Genomic DNA, 21,188 nt, shown 5'->3' on the forward strand with positions numbered 1-21,188 from the left:
TTTGAGTAAGCTGGCGTTTATTATTACTCGGCTTTCTTCAATCCAATGTTAGCGCGAACCTTTACTTCAGAATATTTTTGTTCATTTCGCTCTTTAGATAAATAGGTTCCAATAATGCCTCCTAAGAAGCCAATTGGGACTGATATAATTGCCGGATTCGTTAAATCAATTAACGGATCACCGACTATAAACGCAGTGCCATCAGCTTTTATGACGTTCGGACTAACAGCAACTAAGAACAACGCAGACAGTAGACCTGATAGCATAGCCGTAATAGCTCCTGCTGTGTTAAAGCGCTTCCAATAGATTGTGTATACAATGACTGGGAGATTCGCACTTGCCGCCACACAGAATGCTAGCGCAACTAAAAAAGCAACATTCATATTTTGCGCGAATAGGGCAAGTATAATTGACAAGATCGCAACTGTGACAGAAGCTAGTCGTGCTGCTACTACTTCTTGTTTTGGTGTTGCTTTACCCTTTTTAATAATCTGTCCATACACATCATGGGCAAATGCAGATGCTCCTGACAAAACCAGACCAGCAACAACGGCAAGAATGGTCGCAAATGCAACAGCTGCTACAAACGACATGAATAGTTCTCCACCAAGTTCCTCAGCTAATAATGGGGCAGCCATATTCCCAGCTGGATTTGCTTCCATAATAGCATCCGAACCAACAAAAGCAGCCGCACCAAAGCCTAAGAAGATCGTCAATAAATAGAAAATCCCAACAATCCACGTCGCTGTTACAACAGAACTTCTTGCTGTCTTCGCATCTCTTACTGTAAAGAAACGCATGAGAATATGTGGAAGCCCTGCTGTACCGAGCACTAATGCAAGCATTAAGGAAATGGAATCAATTGGTGCTCTTCCTTGGCCACCTGGATTTAAGAACCCTTCTCCTTCCATTGAACTGACCGTTGAGAACATCTCAGCAATATTAAAGTTAAATTGAAACAGCACCATAATAGAAATAAGAACTGTAGCAATCATAAGCAATGCAGCTTTGACAATTTGAACCCAGCTCGTTGCCGTCATTCCTCCAAAAAGTACATACGTTGTCATCATCACGCCGACTAATAAAACAGCCCATGTATAAGGGATATTGAAAAGAAGTTGTATAAGTGCACCGGCCCCTACAAGTTGCGCAATCATATAAAAAATGACAATGGTAATCGTACTTCCAGCGGCGACACCTCGAACTTTTCGAGCATCGAATCGAGAATGAATCATATCCGCTAGCGTATATTTTCCTAGGTTACGCAACGGCTCAGCAACAATAAACATAACGACGAGGTACGCAACTAGATAACCAATACTATAAAAGAAACCATCAAATCCAAAAAGGGCTATTGCGCCTGCTATCCCTAGAAAGGAAGCCGCAGATAAATAATCCCCAGCAATGGCTAAGCCATTTTGCCAACCTGTAAGCCCGCCTCCTGCTGTATAAAATTCACTTGCTGTTTTTGTCCGCTTTGCAGCAAAATACGTAATAACAAGAGTTAAGGCAACGATAGCTAAAAACAGTGTAATGACGGCTGGGTTCATAGACTAGCCCTCTCTTTCCGCTCACTTTCTTCAATTACCTCTTCAGCGAGTTTATCGAATTTAGCCGCTTTTCTTACGTAGAGGGTACACAAAGTCCAAGTCATGATAAATTGTGCTATAGCTAACACCCAAGCCCACGTAATATCGCCATAGACCTGTCCATTTAATACGTCTGTATAAACGGCAAGTATTGGTAACGAAAAGTAAAACATCATAAAAAAGATGATGGAAGGAACTAAAAAGCCTTTTTTCTCTTTCATCAGACGTTTAAATGACGGGCTCTTCTCCATTTTCTCATAGTATGAATCCTGATTTTTTCTCACGCCGACTCCTCCTTTATGAATCACTATTCATTAGTAAATCGATTTTCCTCCTTAAACAAATCAGAATATATTTAGTTTATGTAAACGCTATCAATAAGTCAATTATTAATTTTCTAAAAATAACAATTACGTTCTCTCATTCCACGCTTTCTATCCATCTATCGACCTCTAAAAAAAGAAAATCCCTTTACTTTTGAGGTAAAGGGGCGTCAATGTCATTTGGCTGATACGCGTCGGTAGGCTTTTTAGGACGAATAATAAACATAAATAAAGCTAGGAATAAAGAAAACACGATTAAGCCAGGTAGTGGTAACTCATGGATTAATCCACCGAATGCAGTATAGACAATAGCTGGTGAAATATTCATCACTGCTGATTGTTTAACATAATCACGATAATGCTTAGACTCTTCCATTACATAAAAGGAAAGAGCATGGAAGTGAACAAATGGCATAATACGCAAAAGAAGTAGTTGCCAAATCGTTAAACTTGCTTTCGAGCCGAGCAATTTTTCTTTAACCATTTTTAGCTTGTTATACACTTTTGGAAAACGCTCAATGAGCCAATAAAACGTTAGGCTCACTCCCATTAATCCAACATATGAAAAAATCATTCCGTAGAAAAGTCCAAATACATAACCACCAGCTAGCGTTACAAGCAAAACAGGTAGAAACAACACTGGACGTAAAATATGAAGAACAATAAATAATACCGGTGCCAACCAGCCAGCAGCTTCAATATAGGCGAGTGCGTCTGTAAGTAAGCCGTCCATCGTCATGCCTCCTTATTACCATGTATATGCTACAACGATGTGTAAATGAACAACCCTACAGCTAGTTGCAAAACAACAATTGCCGGTATTCCATATTTAAATGAGGGCTTCCTTGTCTTATGGCGAAAACTATACATACCTGCTAGTAAGCCGACACTACCACCAATTATAGCAAATAAAAATAGACTCTTTTCCGGTATTCTACTTCTTTGATGGCGTGCATTGTGCTTATCCATACCCATTACAATAAAAGTAAAAACCGAAAGCAAACTAAGATAAACAAGCATTGATTATCTTCTCCTATATACTTTAAAAAAGTACAGCCAAATGGCTGTACTTTATATTAGTTATTTAAGCTAGCTTTTGCTTGGTCAGCTAATTGAGCAAATGCTTTTTCATCATTTACAGCAAGTTCTGCAAGCATTTTACGGTTTACGTTAATTTCAGCAAGCTTTAATCCGTGCATTAAACGGCTGTAAGAAAGACCATTTATACGAGCAGCTGCATTAATACGTGTAATCCAAAGCTTACGGAAATCACGCTTTTTCTGACGACGGTCACGGTAAGCATACTGAAGTGATTTCATTACTTGTCCTTGAGCGGACTTGAATAACGTATGTTTAGAACCGTAATATCCTTTAGCTAGTTTTAAAATCTTTTTACGACGACGACGAGCGACATATCCACCTTTTACTCTTGGCATCGCAAATCCCTCCTTCTATCTGAACGAACAGTTTATTTTTTCTTGTATGTTAGCATTTGACGAATACGTTTGAAGTCTCCAGAATGAACAATTGCAGACTTACGTAATTTACGCTTTTGTTTCTGAGATTTGTTACGGAACATGTGGCTAGTATACGCGTGTGAACGCTTTAGCTTGCCAGTCCCAGTTTTCTTGAAACGCTTTGCAGCGCCACGGTGAGTTTTCATCTTAGGCATAATAACGTCCTCCTTTTAACTAATCCTAAAAACTAAAATTATTTCTCCGCTTTTGGAGCCATAATGAGAAACATGCTACGTCCTTCCATCTTCGGACGCGATTCAATAGTGGCAATATCTTCACATTCTTTTGCAAGTCGCTCTAGTACATCACGCCCGATTTGAGAGTGTGTAATCGCACGACCGCGAAAACGAATAGAAGCTTTTACCTTATCGCCTTTTTCAAGGAATTTACGTGCATTTCGTAATTTCGTATTAAAATCATTGTCTTCAATCGTTGGACTAAGACGAACTTCTTTAACAGTAATTACTTTCTGCTTTTTACGTGCTTCCTTATCTTTTTTCTGCTGCTCATAGCGATATTTTCCGTAATCCATGATACGGCAGACAGGCGGTTTCGCATTTGGTGCCACGCAGACAAGGTCAAGATTTACTCTCTGTGCCATTTCCAGTGCTTCATGCTTTGATTTCACGCCAATTTGATCGCCATTAGCGCCAATTAAACGTACTTCTCGAGCTCGAATCCCTTCATTGACCAACATGTCCTTGCTAATAATGAGCCACCTCCAGTGGTTTTTGTGATGCAGCTAAAGCAATATAAAACGTCGATACGCAAAAAAATGCAGGTACACACGGCACCCACATTTAATCAGCTCATTAAATAAAAACTGACGATTTCTAACCTGACAACCGTTGTCAACAGGTGAGAAGCGGGTGCTTCTTCTTGCTTTATTTGACTAACACAAGTGCTAATATACCATTATTTATTACCCTTGTCAACGTATGATTGCTTTATTCATAGCGCAACGCATCAACAGGATCCAACTTAGCAGCTTTATTAGCCGGTAGTAAACCAAAAACGACTCCAACAACAATAGAGAACGTTGTGGCAATGGTAATAACAGGAATGGAAAGTGCTACGTCTAAATCAAACCCATTTCCGATTAACACAACAAGTAGGCTTCCAATTAAGATCCCAATTAGTCCACCTAAAAATGTGAGGACGACCGATTCAACGAGAAATTGTAGCATAATTTGTCCAGTTGTCGCACCCATTGATTTACGAATGCCAATTTCTCTAGTTCGTTCTGTAACGGAGACAAGCATAATATTCATTACGCCAATCCCTCCAACGAGTAAAGAAATACCCGCAATACCCCCAATGATGACCGTCAAAATTTGCGTTATCCCTGCATCCGCTTCTAAAAATTGGCTGGCATCATGGCTTTGATACGCATCAATTGTATCGTGGTTCGTATTTAACGTATACATCACATCGGCAACGGCCCATTCCGCTTGTTCAACAGACTCTGCAGAAATACTCAAACCTGAGTATCCTTCTCTGAAGAAAATTTGTTTCCACGTTTCATATGGCATAATCACTTGTTCATATTCATAACTAAGGATACTCTCTGAAGGAGCTAGTACCCCGATAATCTCCATTGGATAAGCGCCAATTTTCATCGTTTGACCTACAGGAGATTCATATGGGAACAACATCTCTGCTAATGATGTGCTTATGACTACTTTTCTCGTACCTGCTAAAAAATCAATAGGCGTTAACAACTCACCATCCATCGCATTATATTGGTAAAGATCAAAGTAATGCATATTCGTGCCAATAATATCGGCTTCGCTTTCCATTTCTCCAACACTTAACGTCCGGTAGTCAGAGGCTGTAGCAACTACTGACTGCACATCTGGTAATGCTTGAATATCTTCTAGGTCTTGTTCGGTATATTGCTGTCCAAACCATATATTTGGGTTCTGTGCTTGATCTTCCTCTGATGGTTCAAAATAGACGGTGCGAATGTTTTCCACACCAATCATTTGCTCTTTCAGCTTTTGTTCAGCTCCTTGTCCGATAGCAACAACGATAATAACAGCAGCAACACCGATAATGATTCCTAATGTCGTTAAAATAGCGCGCATCTTTTGGGCAACAATTGAACTAAAGGCCATTTTTATATTCTCAATAATGTTCACGTTTTCAGTCCTCTCCCTAACACGTTACGATGCGGCATCGTTAATTTTACCGTCACGTACATATACAACTCGATCCGTCTGAGCTGCTACTTCGTTTTCGTGGGTAATAATAACAACCGTCGTACCTGCTTGATTGAGCTCTCGTAGTAAGCGAATAATGGCTTCACTAGTTTTTGTATCAAGTGCTCCTGTAGGCTCGTCAGCAAGAATTAAGGATGGTGAATTGACTATTGCCCGGGCAATAGCGACACGCTGTTTTTGTCCACCTGAAAGGGAGGTTGGCTTGTAATGGACACGATCTGCTAAGCCAACTTTGGCAAGGGCCGCAAATGCTCTTTCCTTACGTTCTTTTTTCTTCATTCCACTATAGATTAATGGTAGCTCAACATTTCTCCAAGCAGATTGTCGTGGAAGTAAGTGGAACTGTTGAAACACAAAGCCAATCTTTTTATTTCGAATTTGCGCAAGCTGTCGCGGTGTCTGCCGATCAATTTTTTCGCCATCGAGTACATACTGACCTGTTGTTGGCTTATCAAGACAGCCCAAGATGTTCATAAGCGTTGATTTACCAGAACCCGAAGGGCCCATAATCGACATAAAACTCCCTTTCTCAATCTGTAAGTCTATTGGAGAGAGCACTTGCGACCAAGAAGGCCCTAAGCGAAATGATTTCGTCACTTGATTTAACGTAATCACAACTCATCATCTCCTTCTTGCTCCTCTAATTCTTCAGTCTCATCTTCTTGTTCCACGTCATCGAATTCATTTTCGTCAAATTCACCTTCATCGAATTCGCCTTCTTCAAATTCGCCTTCTTCAAATTCACCTTCAATAAATCCTTCTTCATAAAACCCTTCTTCATTAAATTCGCTTACCGTAATCGACATTCCCTCTGTAACCATTTGCATATAGTCTGCAATTACAAAATCTTCCTCTGTTAGACCATCTAGAATTTTTACTGAGTAATCATTCGCGTAATCAATTTCTATTTCACGACGAACGGCAACCCCATCTTCATAAACAAAAACAAAGCTACCCATCTCATCATATTGAACCAACTCCATGTCCAGCGTCAGACCCATCTCTTCACTTGTCACAATTTCCGCCATCACTTGATAACCAGGACGTAAATTTTCCGTTTCTCCCTCGGTTATTTTAATGGTAACAGGGTATTGCGAACCAGAAGAATCTCCATACCAATCGTCACCCTCTGTTGGAAAATAAGATACATCAATCACTTCACCAGACCAAAATCCTTCTTCAATTGTATCGGAATAAATAGACGCCACATGGCCAAGCTCCACATCTAGCGATTGTCGTTCCGAAACATTCCCTGTAATTGTAAATTGAGTCGTATCGGCGATTTCCATTAAAGGCAACGAGTTCCCTAAATCGTCAGTATTTCCACCTTGATCGTTGACGCTCAGCACTCTTCCATTAATTGTACTCGTTAGCGTCAGCTCTCCTTTTTGCTTTTTCGCGGTTTCCAATTGATTTTGCAGACGTGAGATGGCATAGCTTTCTGCTTTCTTTTGATCTGCTAATTCTGCCAGTTCAGCATCTAATTCCGCAATGGTCACAAGAGGTTCTATTTCCGTCCGATCTCCTGTTTCTTCATCTTCAAGATAAGTGGGTTTAACGTCAGGTCCATTTTTTCTTTTTGTCAATTCTGCCTCTGAAGCAGTTAAATTACGGACCGTCGTTTGTCCTTGTTCAATTTGTAATTCAAGATCTTGGATTTCAAAATCAATTTCTGTTGTGCTATATTGTAAGATTGGCGTGCCTTCTTCTACTTCATCTCCCACCTCAACAAGCACTTGATAGGAACCTTGTTCAGCAGAAGGTTGTACGATTTGTCGATTCACTAGCTCAAGTGACCCAGGCACCATGACAACTGTACTTAAATCTTCATACATAGGAGAAATTAATTCAAATGTTTCCTCATAACCACTTACCGCTAAGTCTTTTCCTTTTGTCATCCCATAAACCGTAAATGTTGCAACAGATGCCACAACTAAACTAGCAATGATTCCTTTTTTCCAAGCTTTCACGTTACATCATTCCTCCTACTACTTGAAAAATAAACACTACGGCGAACATCCCTACACCAATTGCAATGGCAACAAAACGTTCAAATGCTGCAGTTCGAATTAAACCGATCACAATTAATAGGATAAAGAGCAACGTCGACACTTCTAAACTTGCTAAAAAGGGATAGAGTAAGTGCTCTTGATTAACAAACACTGCTGGTGCTGTGTACATGTAGCCATATGTACCTGCAATCGTGTTCATAATCATGACGTACAAAAAGCCTACACCTACGACAAGTGTAGCGAACACCGTCATCGAATAGAGAGTCCCGTAGGTCGTATCACGATTGTGCATCTTCGCAAACGCAAAGAAAAGAAGCGAAAGAAGAGGTGGCACAGCAGCAAAAACCCCTAAGACAGAAAGCCATACTATCGCGTTCGTCACAAATGAATCTATATTCATACTTGAAAGTGGGTCGGGCTCATAGTAATAGTCATCCATATACATGTCCTCACCATAAAACTCGCCAGTTTGAGATGGAACAAGACCACCTTGTCCTGCTAAAACAGGAATGAGTAAGCCAATAAGCACGATAGCTAAAATTAAAAACATTGGTCCTAGCGCTTTAGGTTCATAGCGAATTCGATCGAATTGCTTTATAGGGCTTATGATAAATGAAAAAATATTTGGTTTTTTATAATAATTAGCTTCCTCCGTATGGTGTAGCTCACTTCGTTGCTCCATTACACGATCCCCTTTTTTCTTTTTATTTCCTTAATTATACAAGCATTTCATAAAAAAAGGGGCGACTTTAGAAAAACTTTAGAATTTTTTTGTTTAAATGAGCCCTTTTTAGGGAATAATGTTTGATTAAACCTAATGAAGATAGAATTGTTAAAAACGCCGTCTCCTAAAGGAGACGGCGTTTGATTTATCTATATTATTTTTATCGTTTCTGTAATGTTTATACTTTTGTTCACCGACTGGACAATTGGGCAATTTTTCGTAGCTAATTGCAACGCTTTTTCCAATTTCTCAACATTCGCTTGAGCACCCTCAATGACGAAGGTTAGATATACTGCCGTCACTTCATTTACGTTGGCTTCATTTCGAACAACGTCAGCTTCTATATTAATCGATTTGTATGAAATACGTTTCTTATCCAAAATGTTTCTAAACACGCCTCCACTACACACGGCAATAGACGAGACAAGTAGTTGGAATGGTCTAAATCCAGCGGATTCATCTCCACTTATATCGAGTTTTCCATATGGTAAATCGATTGTGTACCCGATATCTTTCATTTTATAGTTAAGCAATCTAAATCACTCCTATTCTCTCCTTCTAGTATACGTTACTTTTAAAAGAAAAAACAGTCTATTCATTGCTGAGAAATAGACGTATCATCGTACCTATACTGTTTATATGGAGTGATGATATGTTTGGTCTGGAACAAAACCGCGTTTCCCTTTCCCTACACAATGATCTTTGGACAGAAGGTTTTCAAAAGGAGAAGCATCGATTAAGGACGATTCTTCATGCGTTTACTCCGTCGATTGAACACATTGGTTCTACAGCCATTCCTGGTTTAAAAGCAAAGCCTATCCTTGATATTTGTATTGGTATCGACAACCTATCCCTCTTTCATCAATTTCCATTTGAAACACTTCAACACGAACAGTATCACCGTTTAAAAAATGTTCAGCTTGACGACCGCTTTGTTTTAGCTAAGTTCACCGATCAAACGTATACGAACAAATCGGTTGTTCTACACATTGTTGAAAGAGATTCAACTACACGCAGCACACTTCTCTTATTTCGCGATTATTTGACAAACCATCAGGAAAGCGCACGTCTGTACGAACAACTTAAACGCTCGTTAGCAAAACAATTCCCCACAGATCCAAAAGCATATACAGATGGAAAAAAAGCATTTGTTCAGGAGATCTTACAAAAAGCTGGTGATCACAAATGAACATTTTTAAACTTACTGGAAAACACATTACCCATTACCATTCAAATGTGCATTCCTTCCCCCTTGCACTTACAAGAGACGCTGCACATATTCAACTAATGACCCTGCAAAAAGGCAATAAAATCGGCTTGCATCGAGCGACAACACCCCAACGACTATACTGTGTAAGTGGCTTGTTAGAAGTACGGAATGAATCAAGTATTGAATTAGTCAAGCCTTATCACTGTGTTCAATGGGAACAAGGTGAACTTCATGAAACGATTGCACTAGAAGACGCACAACTTATTGTTATAGAAACCAATTCTTTTCATTAGTTGTAAAGATGAGACCATTCGTTTTCATTTGCTAAATCATAAAAAAGGCTAGCATCGAGAGATCTCCATGCCAGCCTTTCGTTTTACTTACGTGCTTCTGCTTTAATCGTATCGACAAACTGTTGCAACAACTGTGATTCTGATTGATTTTCACCATACTTACGAATGTTAACAGTACCTGCTTCTACTTCTTTATCACCTAAAACAAGCATATAAGGAATTTTTTGCATTTGTGACTCACGAATCTTATAGCCGAGCTTTTCGTCTCGGTCATCAATTTCTACGCGAACACCAACGGCTTGCAACGCATCTTGTACTTGTTTTGTGTAGTTTAAATGTACTTCATTTGAAACTGGAATGAGTTGAACTTGAACAGGTGCCAACCATGTTGGTAAAGCCCCTTTGTATTCCTCTAATAAAAAGGCAACAAACCGTTCCATTGTGGAAACAACCCCACGGTGAACGACAACAGGTCGATGCTGCTTTCCATCTTCTCCTACATACGTTAAATCAAAACGCTCAGGGAGCAAAAAATCAAGTTGTACGGTTGATAACGTTTCTTCTTTACCAAGTGCCGTTTTCACCTGAACATCTAGCTTCGGACCATAAAAGGCTGCTTCACCAATTGCTTCATAATAAGTAGCACCAAGAGCATCCATTGCTTCTTTTAACATGGATTGGGCTTTAGTCCACATCTCATCATCATCAAAATACTTCTCTTTATCTTCAGGATCACGATAAGATAAACGGAAGGAATAATTTTCTAAACCAAAATCTTTATACACTTCTTGAACAAGACGAACAACACGAATAAATTCATCTTTAATTTGATCAGGACGACAGAAAATATGTGCATCATTTAGCGTCATCCCTCTTACACGCTGTAATCCTGAAACTGCTCCTGACATTTCATAGCGATGCTGCATTCCAAGCTCCGCGATGCGTAATGGAAGTTGTCGGTAACTTCTCATATCTTGTTTATAAACCATCATATGATGTGGACAGTTCATTGGACGGAGCACGAGGGTTTCGTTATCCATTTCCATTGGTGGAAACATATCATCGCTGTAATGCTCCCAATGTCCAGATGTTTTGTATAATTCAGATGAACCTAATATTGGTGTATATACATGTTGGTAACCAAGACGCTCTTCTTTATCAACAATATAGCGTTCAATAATACGGCGAATTGTCGCGCCTTTAGGAAGCCATAGTGGCAATCCTTGTCCTACTTTTTGAGATAACGCGAAAATACCGAGTTCTTTTCCTAATTTACGATGATCACGCTCTTTTGCTTCTTCAAGCATTTGTAAGTGAGCTTTTAAGTCTTCTTTCGTAAAGAAGGCCGTTCCATAAATTCGCTGTAGCATCTTATTTTTAGAATCCCCACGCCAATAAGCACCTGCTGTTGACAACAGTTTAAACTCTTTTATTTTGTTTGTTGAAGGCACATGAATGCCTCGGCATAAATCAAAAAACTCACCTTGCTTATAAATCGTAACCTTCTCACCTTCTGGAATGGCTTCAATTAATTCAAGCTTATACGGATCATTTATTTCTTTAAAGCGAGCAATCGCCTCTTCTCGACTAACTACTTCGCGAATGATTTCTAAATTCTCACCAACAATCTTCTTCATTTCTTTTTCAATTTTTGGTAAGTCTTCGGCAGTTATAGACTCATCTGCATCGATGTCATAGTAGAAGCCGCCTTCAATAACTGGTCCAACACCGAGCTGCACGTTCGGGAACAAACGCTTTACTGCTTGGGCTAGTAAGTGGGCTGTACTATGGCGCATAATTTCCAGTGCTTCATCTGAAGGGGCCGTAACGATTTCAATGTTACCATCGTGTGGTAATGGCGTTTTCAAGTCAACGAACTCCCCATTCAATTTTCCTGCTAACGCTTTTTTCTTAAGTCCTGGGCTAATAGAAGCTGCAATTGCTTCTGTTGATGTACCACTTGGAAATTCCTTTTTAGCTCCATCTGGAAATACAAACTCCATCTGTATTCATCCTTTCTTCTTCGCTTTTTTTAAAAATAAAAAAACACTCGTTCCTCTAAAAAAGGGACGAGTGTGGTTTCGTGGTTCCACCCTATTACAATACTCTACATACAGATAACGGTTGCGGGCCGGCTTCGATTACTTGTTTTCACCGAAACAGTTCAAAGGTGGTAATGATTCAATCAAACTTAGGAGCTTTCAGCCTAGACTCCATTCTCTAATAAGTCATAATTTGAAACATCTTGTCCTTCTCATCACTTTTTGCTTTCCATCTTCACATTATACATAGACACATGTGCAGAATGCAAGTCTATTTTCCTCTTTTACTTACCTGATGTTGTCGCATAGCGTTCAAAAGGATACACTTTTAAGCGCTCTTGGTAAATCGATTGAATCAGTAAAATAGTATGATGGTCCGGCTGTTTTGTAAATAAGTAGATGTATTCTGGGGACATTTCAATGAGGGTAAGAATGAGGTACTCCATTTTCCCTACAACCGTATGATCGGCTGTTTTTTCAGACATATAGAAGTGACATTCATCCTTTGTTAGTTCTCGAAACGCATCATCATAAAACCGGAACGTTTCATCGTGCACGAGATAAATTAGACGTCGTTTTGTTTTTTGCTGTTCAACGGTCTGACGAATGGCATCAAAGGTTGTTTGATGTTCTTGTTCTAACCAATATTCGTCTACTGCTAATTCCAAACAATCCAACACAATTTCCGTGTACGCTTTCATTCTAAACGTTAAAAAAGGTTCATAGAATAGGTTTTTTTGTGCCTTCATTTGGTGAAAAAAAGCTTGATAGAGCGCTGTGCATCGACTGCTTGCCAATCTTTTACTCACACCATCTTCTCGATCTTCGTTGAATATTGCCTGCGCAATGGAAACCACTTGCCTTTGTTCCTCTTCTACTAAATGAAAATCTGTATACGCATATTGTTTTAACAGTAGATGTTCCTTCGTTTTTATAAGATCTTCCGTTAATAGCGCGGCTAAAAAACTATAGTAAGGGTCATCTGATTGATCTGTTTCATCGGTAAGAAGGAATCGTAGTTCATTCCCTTCCCTTTGTTCCATTGTGGCGTTTATGCCGAGTTTATGAAATTGTTTAATGGCTATCGCTATTTTTTTAGCTAGTCTAGTGCAATTGTCTTGATCCTCAAAATAAATCGCAAGCAAACTCAAGTCCCCCTAACATTCCGCATACTCTTCCTTTTGCACACTTTACTTTTAACGTATGTATAAAAGAGAAGAAACATGCCTTCCGAATGAAGAGGCTGTTATAAAAAATAAATGCCCTTAAGCGCCAAGCACTCTAGGGCATTTACTTTATTTAATTTTGCATCACGAAATCTTTATCAACCGTTTCATCGCCTTCAAAACGGTGAAGGATGTCATACTTTGTATTTCGCTGAGCCGGAATCTTACCAGCTTCGCGAATAAGTTTTAGGGTTAAGTTAGAATTGACCTTATGTGTTGTGTTCGCAGCTGATACAACATTTTCCTCCATCATCGTACTGCCAAAGTCATTACAGCCGAAATGCAATGATTTCTTCCCAACTTCAGGGCCCATTGTTACCCAGGAAGACTGGAAATTGGCAATGTTATCAAGGAAAATACGAGAGATCGCCACATTTTTTAAATAGTCTTCAGGGGTTAATTTTTCTAAACGTCTCAAGCCTGTATTTTCAGGCTGCAACAGCCATGAAATAAACGCAGTAAAGCAACCTGTTTCATCTTGAGCATCCCGAACGCGTTGTAAGTGAAGCGCTCGCTCCTCGAATGATTCGCCGAACCCAATAACCATTGTTGCTGATCCGAACATCCCAACTTTTTTAGATGCCTTCATGGCTTCTAACCATTGATCAGCTGTTACTTTTAAGCGGCTAACACGCATTCTTGTTTCTTCTGTTAGAATCTCTGCGCCACCACCTGGCATTGAATCCAGTCCAGCCTCATGAAGTTCACGCAATACGTCTTCAACAGTCATATCCATTACTTCCGCTATCTTCCAAATTTCAGCTGGTGAAAACGAGTGCATCCAAATGTTAGGAAACCTCTTTTTAATTCCTTTTAAGAGATCTGTATAATAATCAAGTTTTAAATTCGGGTTTGTTCCACCTTGCATTAAAATTTCTGTCCCACCAACATCTTCTGTCTCTTTTATTTTTTGAAAAATCACTTCATCATCAAGAACATAGCCGTCTTTATGATTTGGCGGACGATAAAATGCGCAAAACGAACAATACGTATCACAGAAGTTTGTATAATTGACATTACGACCAATTACAAAAGTTGTCACTGGCTCAGGGTGCCATTGCTTCATTATTGCGTCTGCCGCTCGTCCTAATTTATCTAAGTCATCACATTTATAAAGTTCCACAGCATCTTCCATGGAAATACGTTCGCCGTTAACGGCTCTTTCTAGAATCGCATCTACGCTCATCTCTTGTACCCCCAAGCACAAATAAATAGTCTAGTAGTCTTCTTAATCGTATCATAGTTATTCTTAAACTTCCAATTCAATCGGCTCTAACACTTTATATAAAAAGAAGAGGCTGGGACATAACGAAAAGTAGTATTTGAAAAGACGAATAGTCTAAAATATGCTGAGTAGCACCGCTACAGGTGAATCCTTCCGCTAATGTTCATATAAAACAAACGACGAACGTTCCTATTTTCAGGAATGTTCGTCATTTTGGTCTGTCTATCTACTTTTGTCCCAGCCTCTAACTTCGTCGATTTTTCCCTTTCACTTCAACAAGAGTTGTAAAGTGCTTAATTCGTTCCATGATCCGCTTTGCTTTTAATTCCTCAGTTCCACCTTTATCCGAATAAGCGAGCTGAACCTCCAATTCATCATAATCATAGTTTGACGTAAAAACAGTAGGCAATCGCTCTGACATACGGTACTGCATAATAGGACCAAGAATTTCGTCTCTCGTCCACGCTGTTGTTGTTTCTGCTCCAATGTCATCTAACATTAAAACCGGCACTCGACGAACTGCCTCTAATTTCTCTTGAAAGGTACCGTCTCCAATAGCTGCCTTCATCTCACGAAAGAAATCGGGTGTATAAATTAAGGCACTTTGAATACGACTTTCTTTTAAATCGTTGGCAATTGCACCTAATAAATAGGATTTTCCAACACCAAACTTCCCATATAAATACAAACCGTGGCCATTCTCTCCTGGCTGTGCAGTTGAAGCAAATTTAATCGCTTCCGTTATCGCTTTTGTTCGATCGGAATCTTGCTCAATAAGGTCAAAAGTAGCTTCTAACACATCTTTTGGAATATAAAAAGATTGAATCATGCCTTGCTGAAGCTTCTTTTCTTCATCGTCTACTTTAAGTGGGCATTTAGAATACGTTAGCTCCAAACTGCCTCTTTCCACATAAACACTTGGACGATACCCTTGCATCATATTCGGACAATTTTCTAGTCCAGGACAAGTCTCACAATGCTCTCGTTCCTTTTTGAACTCATAAAGCTTGCTTAGGCCACGATCAATCATATCTTCGGTCACTTCATTTGCTTCCCGTAAAAATGATTGAACTGGTTTCGACAGGACGACTCGTTTTTTTTGTTCTGCAATTTGTTTTTGAAGTCGTCCACCTTTATCCATGGCAGCAAACGATTTTTGAATGGAATCCATTTAATGATCTCCCTTCTGCGCACGACGACGGTTTCGTTCCGCCATCAATTGAGCGAGTTCTTGAGTATCCGTATTTCCTTTCGATTCGCTTGTTTTCACAGCTGGTTGTTGAGATGATTGCTGTTGATTCTTCTCTTCATCTTTCTCTTGAACTAGCCATTTCGGCAGCGCATCCTGTCGCTTATTCCGTTTACCAGAAGAACGGTTTGCCTGTCCTTCTTTTTTCTTTTGCTTATCCGTTTTTACGAGCTGAATAGCTTCTGGAACCGTTCCAATCTTTTTTCGCTTCCAATGACCAGCCATTTTCTGCATAAATAGTTTTGATAGCTTCATATCATTCTGAAATAAATTGTAATCTATCAGTACATTAATGACTCCAGGGTTTAATAAATAATCCACCATTAACTCTTCAATAATTTTTATGTCAGGAGGCGATACAACTGCCCCTTCTTGCCTTAATTCCAGTAACGTTAACGGAGCTGTTTCTTCATAAAATTGAATAACCCGCTCTTCCTCTGACTTCGGCTCCTTTTGAACCGTCCGTTTTGATTGTGGTTGTGTTTTTAATCCAAGGGCCGGTGCCACTGCACTACTTTCAAGCTTATACCACGTTTGCACTGTTTTCCGCAGTTTTTTATCCTCTAATTCACCGTTTACGATGGCACGCTCAATTAAATTTGCCATTGTTAGTGGTTCAACTTGATAAACAAAGGCTAATTTTTTCACTAATTCTAGTAACTCATCTGTTAGCACATCTTTAGGCACCACATAACTTGATAATGATTGAATCATGAGTTCACTATCAAAGGTCTGAAACGATAGTCCTTGTTTTTCTTTTCCGAGAACGTTCGAGCGATCATCTATTGTAGAACCTTGGCGATCCATTAAAGCAGACTGCATTTCTGAGTGTTGCAACGATGCAAAGACATCCGAAAACGATACCGTAACTTCTTCATAAGCTTCTTGATCAATTTCTTTTAAACTAAATCGTTCCTTAATAGCGAGGTAGCCTTTTTTTCCTAATTTATTAAACAAAAAAACGCTAAGCACATCATCAGTAAAAAATTGAACTGGTTTCATTGGCGGCTGAATCTCATAGATAAACGATCGCTTATCCTGTGATTTATGTTGATATGTCCGCATTAAATCAATCGCTTCTAGCTTTTTTCGAGCTTCTAGCAAATCTGGCATTGTTAAGCCAACCATTAAACGTAAGTGCTGGTGAGTATGAACATCCCCCTCAAAAACGTCTTTTGGTAGCTGAGCAAGAAGGCTTTTGTAAAGCCCAACAGCGTCCGCTCCAATTAACGGTTGATAAAGCAATGTGAGGACGTGTGTATCAATTTCGGTAATAAAGTCCGCTAGCCTAATTCTATATGAGTCAACTGGCAACACTTCTTTCCAGTGTGTAGACATCATTCTCCTCCTAGCGTAAAAAAGAGCTCAAGCGCAGCTTCGCTTTAGCTCCTTTTATCCTTTGTTCATTAAATCCGTTAGTTCTTTTATAAAAACATTAATATCTTTAAACTGCCTATAAACAGAAGCAAATCGAACATAGGCAACGTCATCGACTTCTGCTAAATACCCCATAACGAGTTCACCTACGTCTTCACTTTGAACTTCTTTCTTCCCATCATCACGCAATTGGCGTTCGATGTTCAGAACAATGTCTTCAAGGGTTTCAATAGGGACAGGACGTTTTTCGCACGCACGAACGAGCCCTCTAAGCATCTTCTCTTTGCTGAACTCTTCCCGCATTCCGTCTTTCTTTATGACCAGTAACGGTGTTTCTTCGACCGTTTCAAAGGTTGTGAAACGCTGCATGCACTGTTCACATTCGCGTCTTCGTTTAATTGAACGACTTTCATCGCTTGGTCTAGAATCTAATACCCGTGTACCATTATGGTGACATTTGGGACAGCGCATCTCATCATCTCCATTTGTGACCTATACACTTCATTTTAGTCTATCATAGTAAAAAAAACACGTTCTGGCAAGCAATTATAATAATTCACTCCCAAGTGCTGAGCCTATGTATGGAAGGGCATCGTCTAGTTCCTTATATAAAGAAACAGTCAATTTACGGCTGCTTCCAAAATCACTTGGCAAAGACGTTTCCGTTGCACAGGAAAAATCGACTGCTGTGCGGAACGGTTTTACCGTTATGACCGATACAACGATGAGTACTTTTTTTCCTTTTGTGGACTGTCCAACAATCTCTCCACGCTCTTCTTCACTGCGCTTAATTGCAAATCCTCGTTTTTTTAATACATCTTCCACTGCTTTCATAGCCTTGTCTTTTGACGTTTTATAGTAACGTGTTTGCAGTTCTTTACTAGGATGCACTTCCCCTGTTTCAGTTCTTGTACTAAACACTCGATTAAATGTATCGCGAACGCCCAAAGCATCCAACTCCCTTTATCACCTTTTTTCTTATCATACCATAAGATTGTAAGCGGTACAGAAGGGTTTTATGCATGTACTTTCTTTAAACTTCAGCCACACAAAAAAAGTACCGCATCATGTTGTATGCGATACTTTTTATTCATTAACGAGCTGTTTCGCTCATTTCCATTTTCTTATCCATTTTTATCGGTCCCATGCCTCGAGGAATTTCAACTACTTCACTCGTTTTCGCGCCTAACTCTTCTGCAATAAAGGATGCAGCTACGTTAGGATCAATAATTGGACCACACGTATAAACGTCAATGCTTGCGTATCCATGCTCTGGAAAGCTATGAATCGTTAAATGTGATTCAGAAATAATCACAACTCCACTTACACCTTGTGGTGCAAATTTATGAAAAGCAACCTCTCTTACTTCGGCTCCTGCTTTTAACGCTGCATTAACAAATACTTTTTCAATAAACTCCATGTTATTCAGTTTCTCTGTGTCACAACCCCAAAGCTCGGAAATGACATGACGACCCATTGTATCCATATCGATATCCCCCTTAATCGTTATTCGCCATGCACCTATCTGCATGTAGGATCGCATCCGTACAGGGGGGAAAGTTAGTCCAAAGAGGTCCTAACCCATGCTGTAAGAAAAAACGAATCCCGTAGTTAAACGAACTCACGGGATTCAGTATACTTGTTTTAAATCGTTATTGCAACTGAAAATTAAAGAATGGGTTTAATTCACTCTTACGATGCTGAATACGCTTCTTTCTTGTTTTTCATTCGTTCAGCAACAAAGTTCATCAGGTCAACAACTCGACAGGAATAACCCCATTCATTGTCGTACCAAGCTAATAGTTTGACTTGACGACGGTTTAATACAGTTGTTGATTGCCCATCAATCACTGCAGATTGCTCTTCGCCATTAAAATCGATTGAGACGAGAGGCTCGCTTGTATAGCCTATGATCCCTTTCATGGCGTGATTCGCAGCGTGAACAAAAGTTTGATTCACTTCATCAACCGTCACATCCGTTTTCAGTTGCACAACAAGATCGACAAGGGATACATTTGGTGTTGGCACACGTAAAGCCATACCAGTTAATTTCCCTTCTAACTCAGGTAGTACTTTCGAGATGGCTTTCGCTGCGCCTGTTGAAGTTGGAATAATTGATTGACCACACGCACGGGCACGACGCAAATCTTTATGTGGATTATCAATGTTTTTTTGGTCATTCGTATAAGAATGAACCGTTGTCATCATTCCACTCTCGATTCCATATGTTTCTTCCAGAACTTTGACTACAGGAGCTAGACAATTTGTTGTGCATGAAGCATTTGATAGAATGTGATGATCGTCTTTGTAATCGCTTTCGTTTACGCCCATTACAATTGTCACATCTTCCCCTTTAGCAGGTGCTGTAATAATCACTTTCTGTGCCCCAGCTTCAAGATGGTAACCAGCTGTTTCTCTTGTTTTAAATTTACCAGTAGCTTCAATAACGATATCTACATTAAGTTCTTTCCAAGGAAGCTGTTTAGGGTCTCTTTCGGACAATAAAATTACTTCCTGTCCATTTACAAATAGTTTACCATCTTTCGCAAATACTTCACCGATAAACGGACCGTGAACCGTATCATATTTTATAAGATGCGCCAACGTCTCTGCCGGATAGGAGGCGTTAATCGCTTTAATGGTTACATCACCTTCTATAAATGCTTTACGGAATACCATTCTTCCAATTCTTCCAAAACCATTAATCGCTATGTTTGTTTTCATCGGGATTTCATCCTCTCGGTCTGAAATGTGTTATATTTTTTAGTATCATTCTATGAAATAGTATAACATAAATGAACAAAATAGCGCCATTATTTTTCTTCAACAGGAAATTTTTCGTTTTGAGGATCATTTTTACTTTAAAAAGGATAAAACCAATGTACATGAACGCGAAAAAGCTTTCATCATTTTATTCATGATGAAAGCTTTTTTCTTCCACAATTACGTGGTCGTCACGGTTGTCAAAATAGCATCGATTTGATCGTACGTTTCTTGCTTTGTCCCGGAATTTTTAATGACTTGATCTGCATACTGTACTTTTTGCTCTAAAGGAATTTGTGCACGTATTCTCTGTAATGCCTCATCTTTCGTTGATTGGTCTCGCTGCATCAAACGCGTTAATTGCGTTTCTTCATCCACGTAAACAACCCAAACTTGATCAACTAAATGAAATAAATGACTTTCTACTAAAAGTGGAATATCAAAAATGATAAGCGTGTGCCCGTTTCTTTCAAAAGTGTCAGCTTCCTTAAGCATTTGTTTTCTTACTGCCGGGTGGACAATTTTGTTAAGTTGCTGACGTTTTTCTTCACTTGCGAAAACAATCGATCCCAGCGCTTTTCGATTTAACTGACCATCTTCGTGCACTACAGCTTTACCGAATGTGTTCCGAATTGCTTCAAGCGCTGGTGTACCAGGTTCAACAACCTGTCTCGCAATTTTATCTGCGTCAATAATAGGGTAGCCTTTTTCATAAAGATAGGTTGAAGCTAAAGATTTTCCACTTGCAATTCCACCTGTTAAACCAATTTTCAAGACGGTTTCCCTCCACTACAGCTTCAAAAGCCCAATAAGTATAAGTAATAAGCCTGGGAGAAAAGACAATCGTTTAACCCATTTCACATGAGCGAGGCGATATCCCCCTACCATCCCTAATGATACAAATAGAGCGCTTAGAAAAGCAACCATTAGGGCCAAACCAATTGGGGAAAAGCCCATTAAGGCAGCGGCAATTCCTGCTCCAAACGCATCAAGTGAAAGCGCTAAGCCAAGTAAGAGAGCTTCACGTCCTGTTACGGTTCCAGATGAATCCATATCTGCTTTGGCTGGGTCACGCAAGATATGAATGACGTACCCGAACATTTTTATGGTAAAGTCAATATCTTGTTTTTGAAGCCGTTGAACAGGCTCCTTTCTTGGGCGATACGTTTCAATTAGAGCCCATGCACCAATAATAATTAAAATTAGAGCACCGATGGTTTCAGCTACAGAGACGGAAATGACTTGCGCAATCGTCGCTCCAACGCTCATGGCAATCAAAATGGAGAGCCCAGAACATAAACCAATAAAGGCAAGTGAAAGCCACGGAATTTTAATTTTTCGCATTCCGTATGTTAGTCCGACACCAAAGCTATCAAGACTCAAAGCCATAGCTAAAATGATTAAGGAAAACAAAAG

The 21,188-nt window shown here is 39.6% G+C and carries 25 protein-coding genes and 2 other annotated features; of the genes, 2 read left to right on the plus strand and 23 right to left on the minus strand.

Going from position 1 to position 21,188, the window contains the following annotated elements; genetic code table 11:
- Positions 1–23 precede the first annotated feature (23 nt).
- The 12 genes from E2L03_RS03935 to E2L03_RS03990 form a co-directional block, all read right to left on the minus strand.
- Positions 24–1,550 (minus strand): solute symporter family protein, encoded by a 1,527-nt coding sequence (locus E2L03_RS03935; RefSeq protein ID WP_038481791.1) that lies wholly within the window; start codon positions 1,548–1,550, stop codon positions 24–26.
- The gene (locus tag E2L03_RS03940; protein ID WP_038481794.1) at positions 1,547–1,873 is read right to left on the minus strand and encodes a DUF485 domain-containing protein; all 327 of its coding nucleotides are present in this window, start codon (positions 1,871–1,873) and stop codon (positions 1,547–1,549) included. The genes E2L03_RS03935 and E2L03_RS03940 overlap by 4 nt, the downstream gene beginning before the upstream one ends.
- 187 nt (positions 1,874–2,060) lie before the next feature.
- On the minus strand, positions 2,061–2,645 hold the full coding sequence (locus tag E2L03_RS03945; protein WP_038481797.1) for a TVP38/TMEM64 family protein: 585 nt from the start codon (positions 2,643–2,645) through the stop codon (positions 2,061–2,063).
- A 29-nt stretch (positions 2,646–2,674) separates the two neighbouring features.
- Complete coding sequence (locus tag E2L03_RS03950; protein WP_038481800.1) at positions 2,675–2,932, minus strand: DUF1294 domain-containing protein; 258 nt, start codon at positions 2,930–2,932, stop codon at positions 2,675–2,677.
- 56 nt (positions 2,933–2,988) lie between these two features.
- Complete coding sequence (gene rplT, locus E2L03_RS03955) at positions 2,989–3,348, minus strand: 50S ribosomal protein L20 (protein WP_038481803.1); 360 nt, start codon at positions 3,346–3,348, stop codon at positions 2,989–2,991.
- A 32-nt stretch (positions 3,349–3,380) separates the two neighbouring features.
- On the minus strand, positions 3,381–3,584 hold the full coding sequence (rpmI, locus tag E2L03_RS03960) for a 50S ribosomal protein L35 (protein ID WP_035397685.1): 204 nt from the start codon (positions 3,582–3,584) through the stop codon (positions 3,381–3,383).
- A 38-nt stretch (positions 3,585–3,622) separates the two neighbouring features.
- Entirely contained in the window at positions 3,623–4,126 is a 504-nt protein-coding gene (infC, locus tag E2L03_RS03965) for a translation initiation factor IF-3 (protein ID WP_038481806.1), read from the minus strand.
- Positions 4,127–4,192: 66 nt separating this feature from the next.
- Positions 4,193–4,316: a sequence feature (ribosomal protein L20 leader region), on the minus strand.
- Positions 4,317–4,376: 60 nt separating this feature from the next.
- Complete coding sequence (locus E2L03_RS03970) at positions 4,377–5,570, minus strand: ABC transporter permease (protein WP_038481810.1); 1,194 nt, start codon at positions 5,568–5,570, stop codon at positions 4,377–4,379.
- 24 nt (positions 5,571–5,594) lie between these two features.
- Positions 5,595–6,266, minus strand: coding sequence for an ABC transporter ATP-binding protein (locus tag E2L03_RS03975; protein WP_038481813.1), 672 nt, complete (start codon positions 6,264–6,266; stop codon positions 5,595–5,597).
- A complete protein-coding gene (locus E2L03_RS03980; protein ID WP_134258592.1) occupies positions 6,263–7,621 on the minus strand; it encodes an efflux RND transporter periplasmic adaptor subunit in 1,359 nt (452 codons plus the stop codon). The genes E2L03_RS03975 and E2L03_RS03980 overlap by 4 nt, the downstream gene beginning before the upstream one ends.
- A 1-nt stretch (position 7,622) precedes the next feature.
- Positions 7,623–8,345 (minus strand): YIP1 family protein, encoded by a 723-nt coding sequence (locus E2L03_RS03985; RefSeq protein WP_038481818.1) that lies wholly within the window; start codon positions 8,343–8,345, stop codon positions 7,623–7,625.
- 191 nt (positions 8,346–8,536) lie between these two features.
- Positions 8,537–8,920, minus strand: coding sequence for an OsmC family protein (locus E2L03_RS03990; protein WP_241741914.1), 384 nt, complete (start codon positions 8,918–8,920; stop codon positions 8,537–8,539).
- Between the two features lie 119 nt (positions 8,921–9,039).
- Here E2L03_RS03990 and E2L03_RS03995 point away from each other — a divergent pair, with 119 nt between their 5' ends.
- Entirely contained in the window at positions 9,040–9,576 is a 537-nt protein-coding gene (locus tag E2L03_RS03995; RefSeq protein ID WP_134258593.1) for a GrpB family protein, read from the plus strand.
- Positions 9,573–9,890: a cupin domain-containing protein gene (locus E2L03_RS04000; RefSeq protein WP_055736240.1), complete on the plus strand. Its 318-nt coding sequence runs from the start codon at positions 9,573–9,575 to the stop codon at positions 9,888–9,890. The genes E2L03_RS03995 and E2L03_RS04000 overlap by 4 nt, the downstream gene beginning before the upstream one ends.
- Before the next feature lie 83 nt (positions 9,891–9,973).
- Here the strand turns inward: E2L03_RS04000 and thrS are convergent, their stop codons facing one another.
- The 11 genes from thrS to ytaF all read right to left on the minus strand — a co-directional run bounded on the left by thrS (position 9,974) and on the right by ytaF (position 21,185).
- Complete coding sequence (thrS, locus tag E2L03_RS04005) at positions 9,974–11,893, minus strand: threonine--tRNA ligase (protein WP_134258594.1); 1,920 nt, start codon at positions 11,891–11,893, stop codon at positions 9,974–9,976.
- 59 nt (positions 11,894–11,952) lie between these two features.
- Positions 11,953–12,157 (minus strand) — a binding site (T-box leader).
- Positions 12,158–12,216: 59 nt separating this feature from the next.
- Entirely contained in the window at positions 12,217–13,077 is an 861-nt protein-coding gene (ytxC, locus tag E2L03_RS04010; RefSeq protein WP_134258595.1) for a sporulation protein YtxC, read from the minus strand.
- 154 nt (positions 13,078–13,231) lie between these two features.
- On the minus strand, positions 13,232–14,344 hold the full coding sequence (mqnC, locus tag E2L03_RS04015; protein WP_038481833.1) for a cyclic dehypoxanthinyl futalosine synthase: 1,113 nt from the start codon (positions 14,342–14,344) through the stop codon (positions 13,232–13,234).
- 283 nt (positions 14,345–14,627) lie between these two features.
- A complete protein-coding gene (gene dnaI / locus E2L03_RS04020) occupies positions 14,628–15,554 on the minus strand; it encodes a primosomal protein DnaI (protein WP_095150510.1) in 927 nt (308 codons plus the stop codon).
- Positions 15,555–16,970 (minus strand): replication initiation and membrane attachment family protein, encoded by a 1,416-nt coding sequence (locus E2L03_RS04025; RefSeq protein WP_166740178.1) that lies wholly within the window; start codon positions 16,968–16,970, stop codon positions 15,555–15,557. It lies immediately after the preceding gene.
- Positions 16,971–17,024: 54 nt separating this feature from the next.
- Positions 17,025–17,480, minus strand: a complete 456-nt coding sequence (nrdR, locus tag E2L03_RS04030) for a transcriptional regulator NrdR (RefSeq protein WP_038481841.1) — start codon at positions 17,478–17,480, stop codon at positions 17,025–17,027.
- A 75-nt stretch (positions 17,481–17,555) separates the two neighbouring features.
- Entirely contained in the window at positions 17,556–17,957 is a 402-nt protein-coding gene (locus E2L03_RS04035) for a hypothetical protein (RefSeq protein ID WP_051667754.1), read from the minus strand.
- Positions 17,958–18,102: 145 nt separating this feature from the next.
- The gene (gene speD / locus E2L03_RS04040) at positions 18,103–18,495 is read right to left on the minus strand and encodes an adenosylmethionine decarboxylase (protein WP_035393973.1); all 393 of its coding nucleotides are present in this window, start codon (positions 18,493–18,495) and stop codon (positions 18,103–18,105) included.
- A 206-nt stretch (positions 18,496–18,701) separates the two neighbouring features.
- Positions 18,702–19,733: a glyceraldehyde-3-phosphate dehydrogenase gene (locus E2L03_RS04045; RefSeq protein ID WP_038481846.1), complete on the minus strand. Its 1,032-nt coding sequence runs from the start codon at positions 19,731–19,733 to the stop codon at positions 18,702–18,704.
- A 219-nt stretch (positions 19,734–19,952) separates the two neighbouring features.
- Positions 19,953–20,546 (minus strand): dephospho-CoA kinase, encoded by a 594-nt coding sequence (gene coaE, locus E2L03_RS04050; protein WP_134258596.1) that lies wholly within the window; start codon positions 20,544–20,546, stop codon positions 19,953–19,955.
- 15 nt (positions 20,547–20,561) lie between these two features.
- Complete coding sequence (ytaF, locus tag E2L03_RS04055; RefSeq protein WP_078440077.1) at positions 20,562–21,185, minus strand: sporulation membrane protein YtaF; 624 nt, start codon at positions 21,183–21,185, stop codon at positions 20,562–20,564.
- Positions 21,186–21,188 lie beyond the last annotated feature (3 nt).

It is taken from the genome of Shouchella oshimensis (assembly GCF_004375095.1).
Classification (GTDB): Bacteria; Bacillota; Bacilli; order Bacillales; family Bacillaceae_D; genus Shouchella; species Shouchella oshimensis.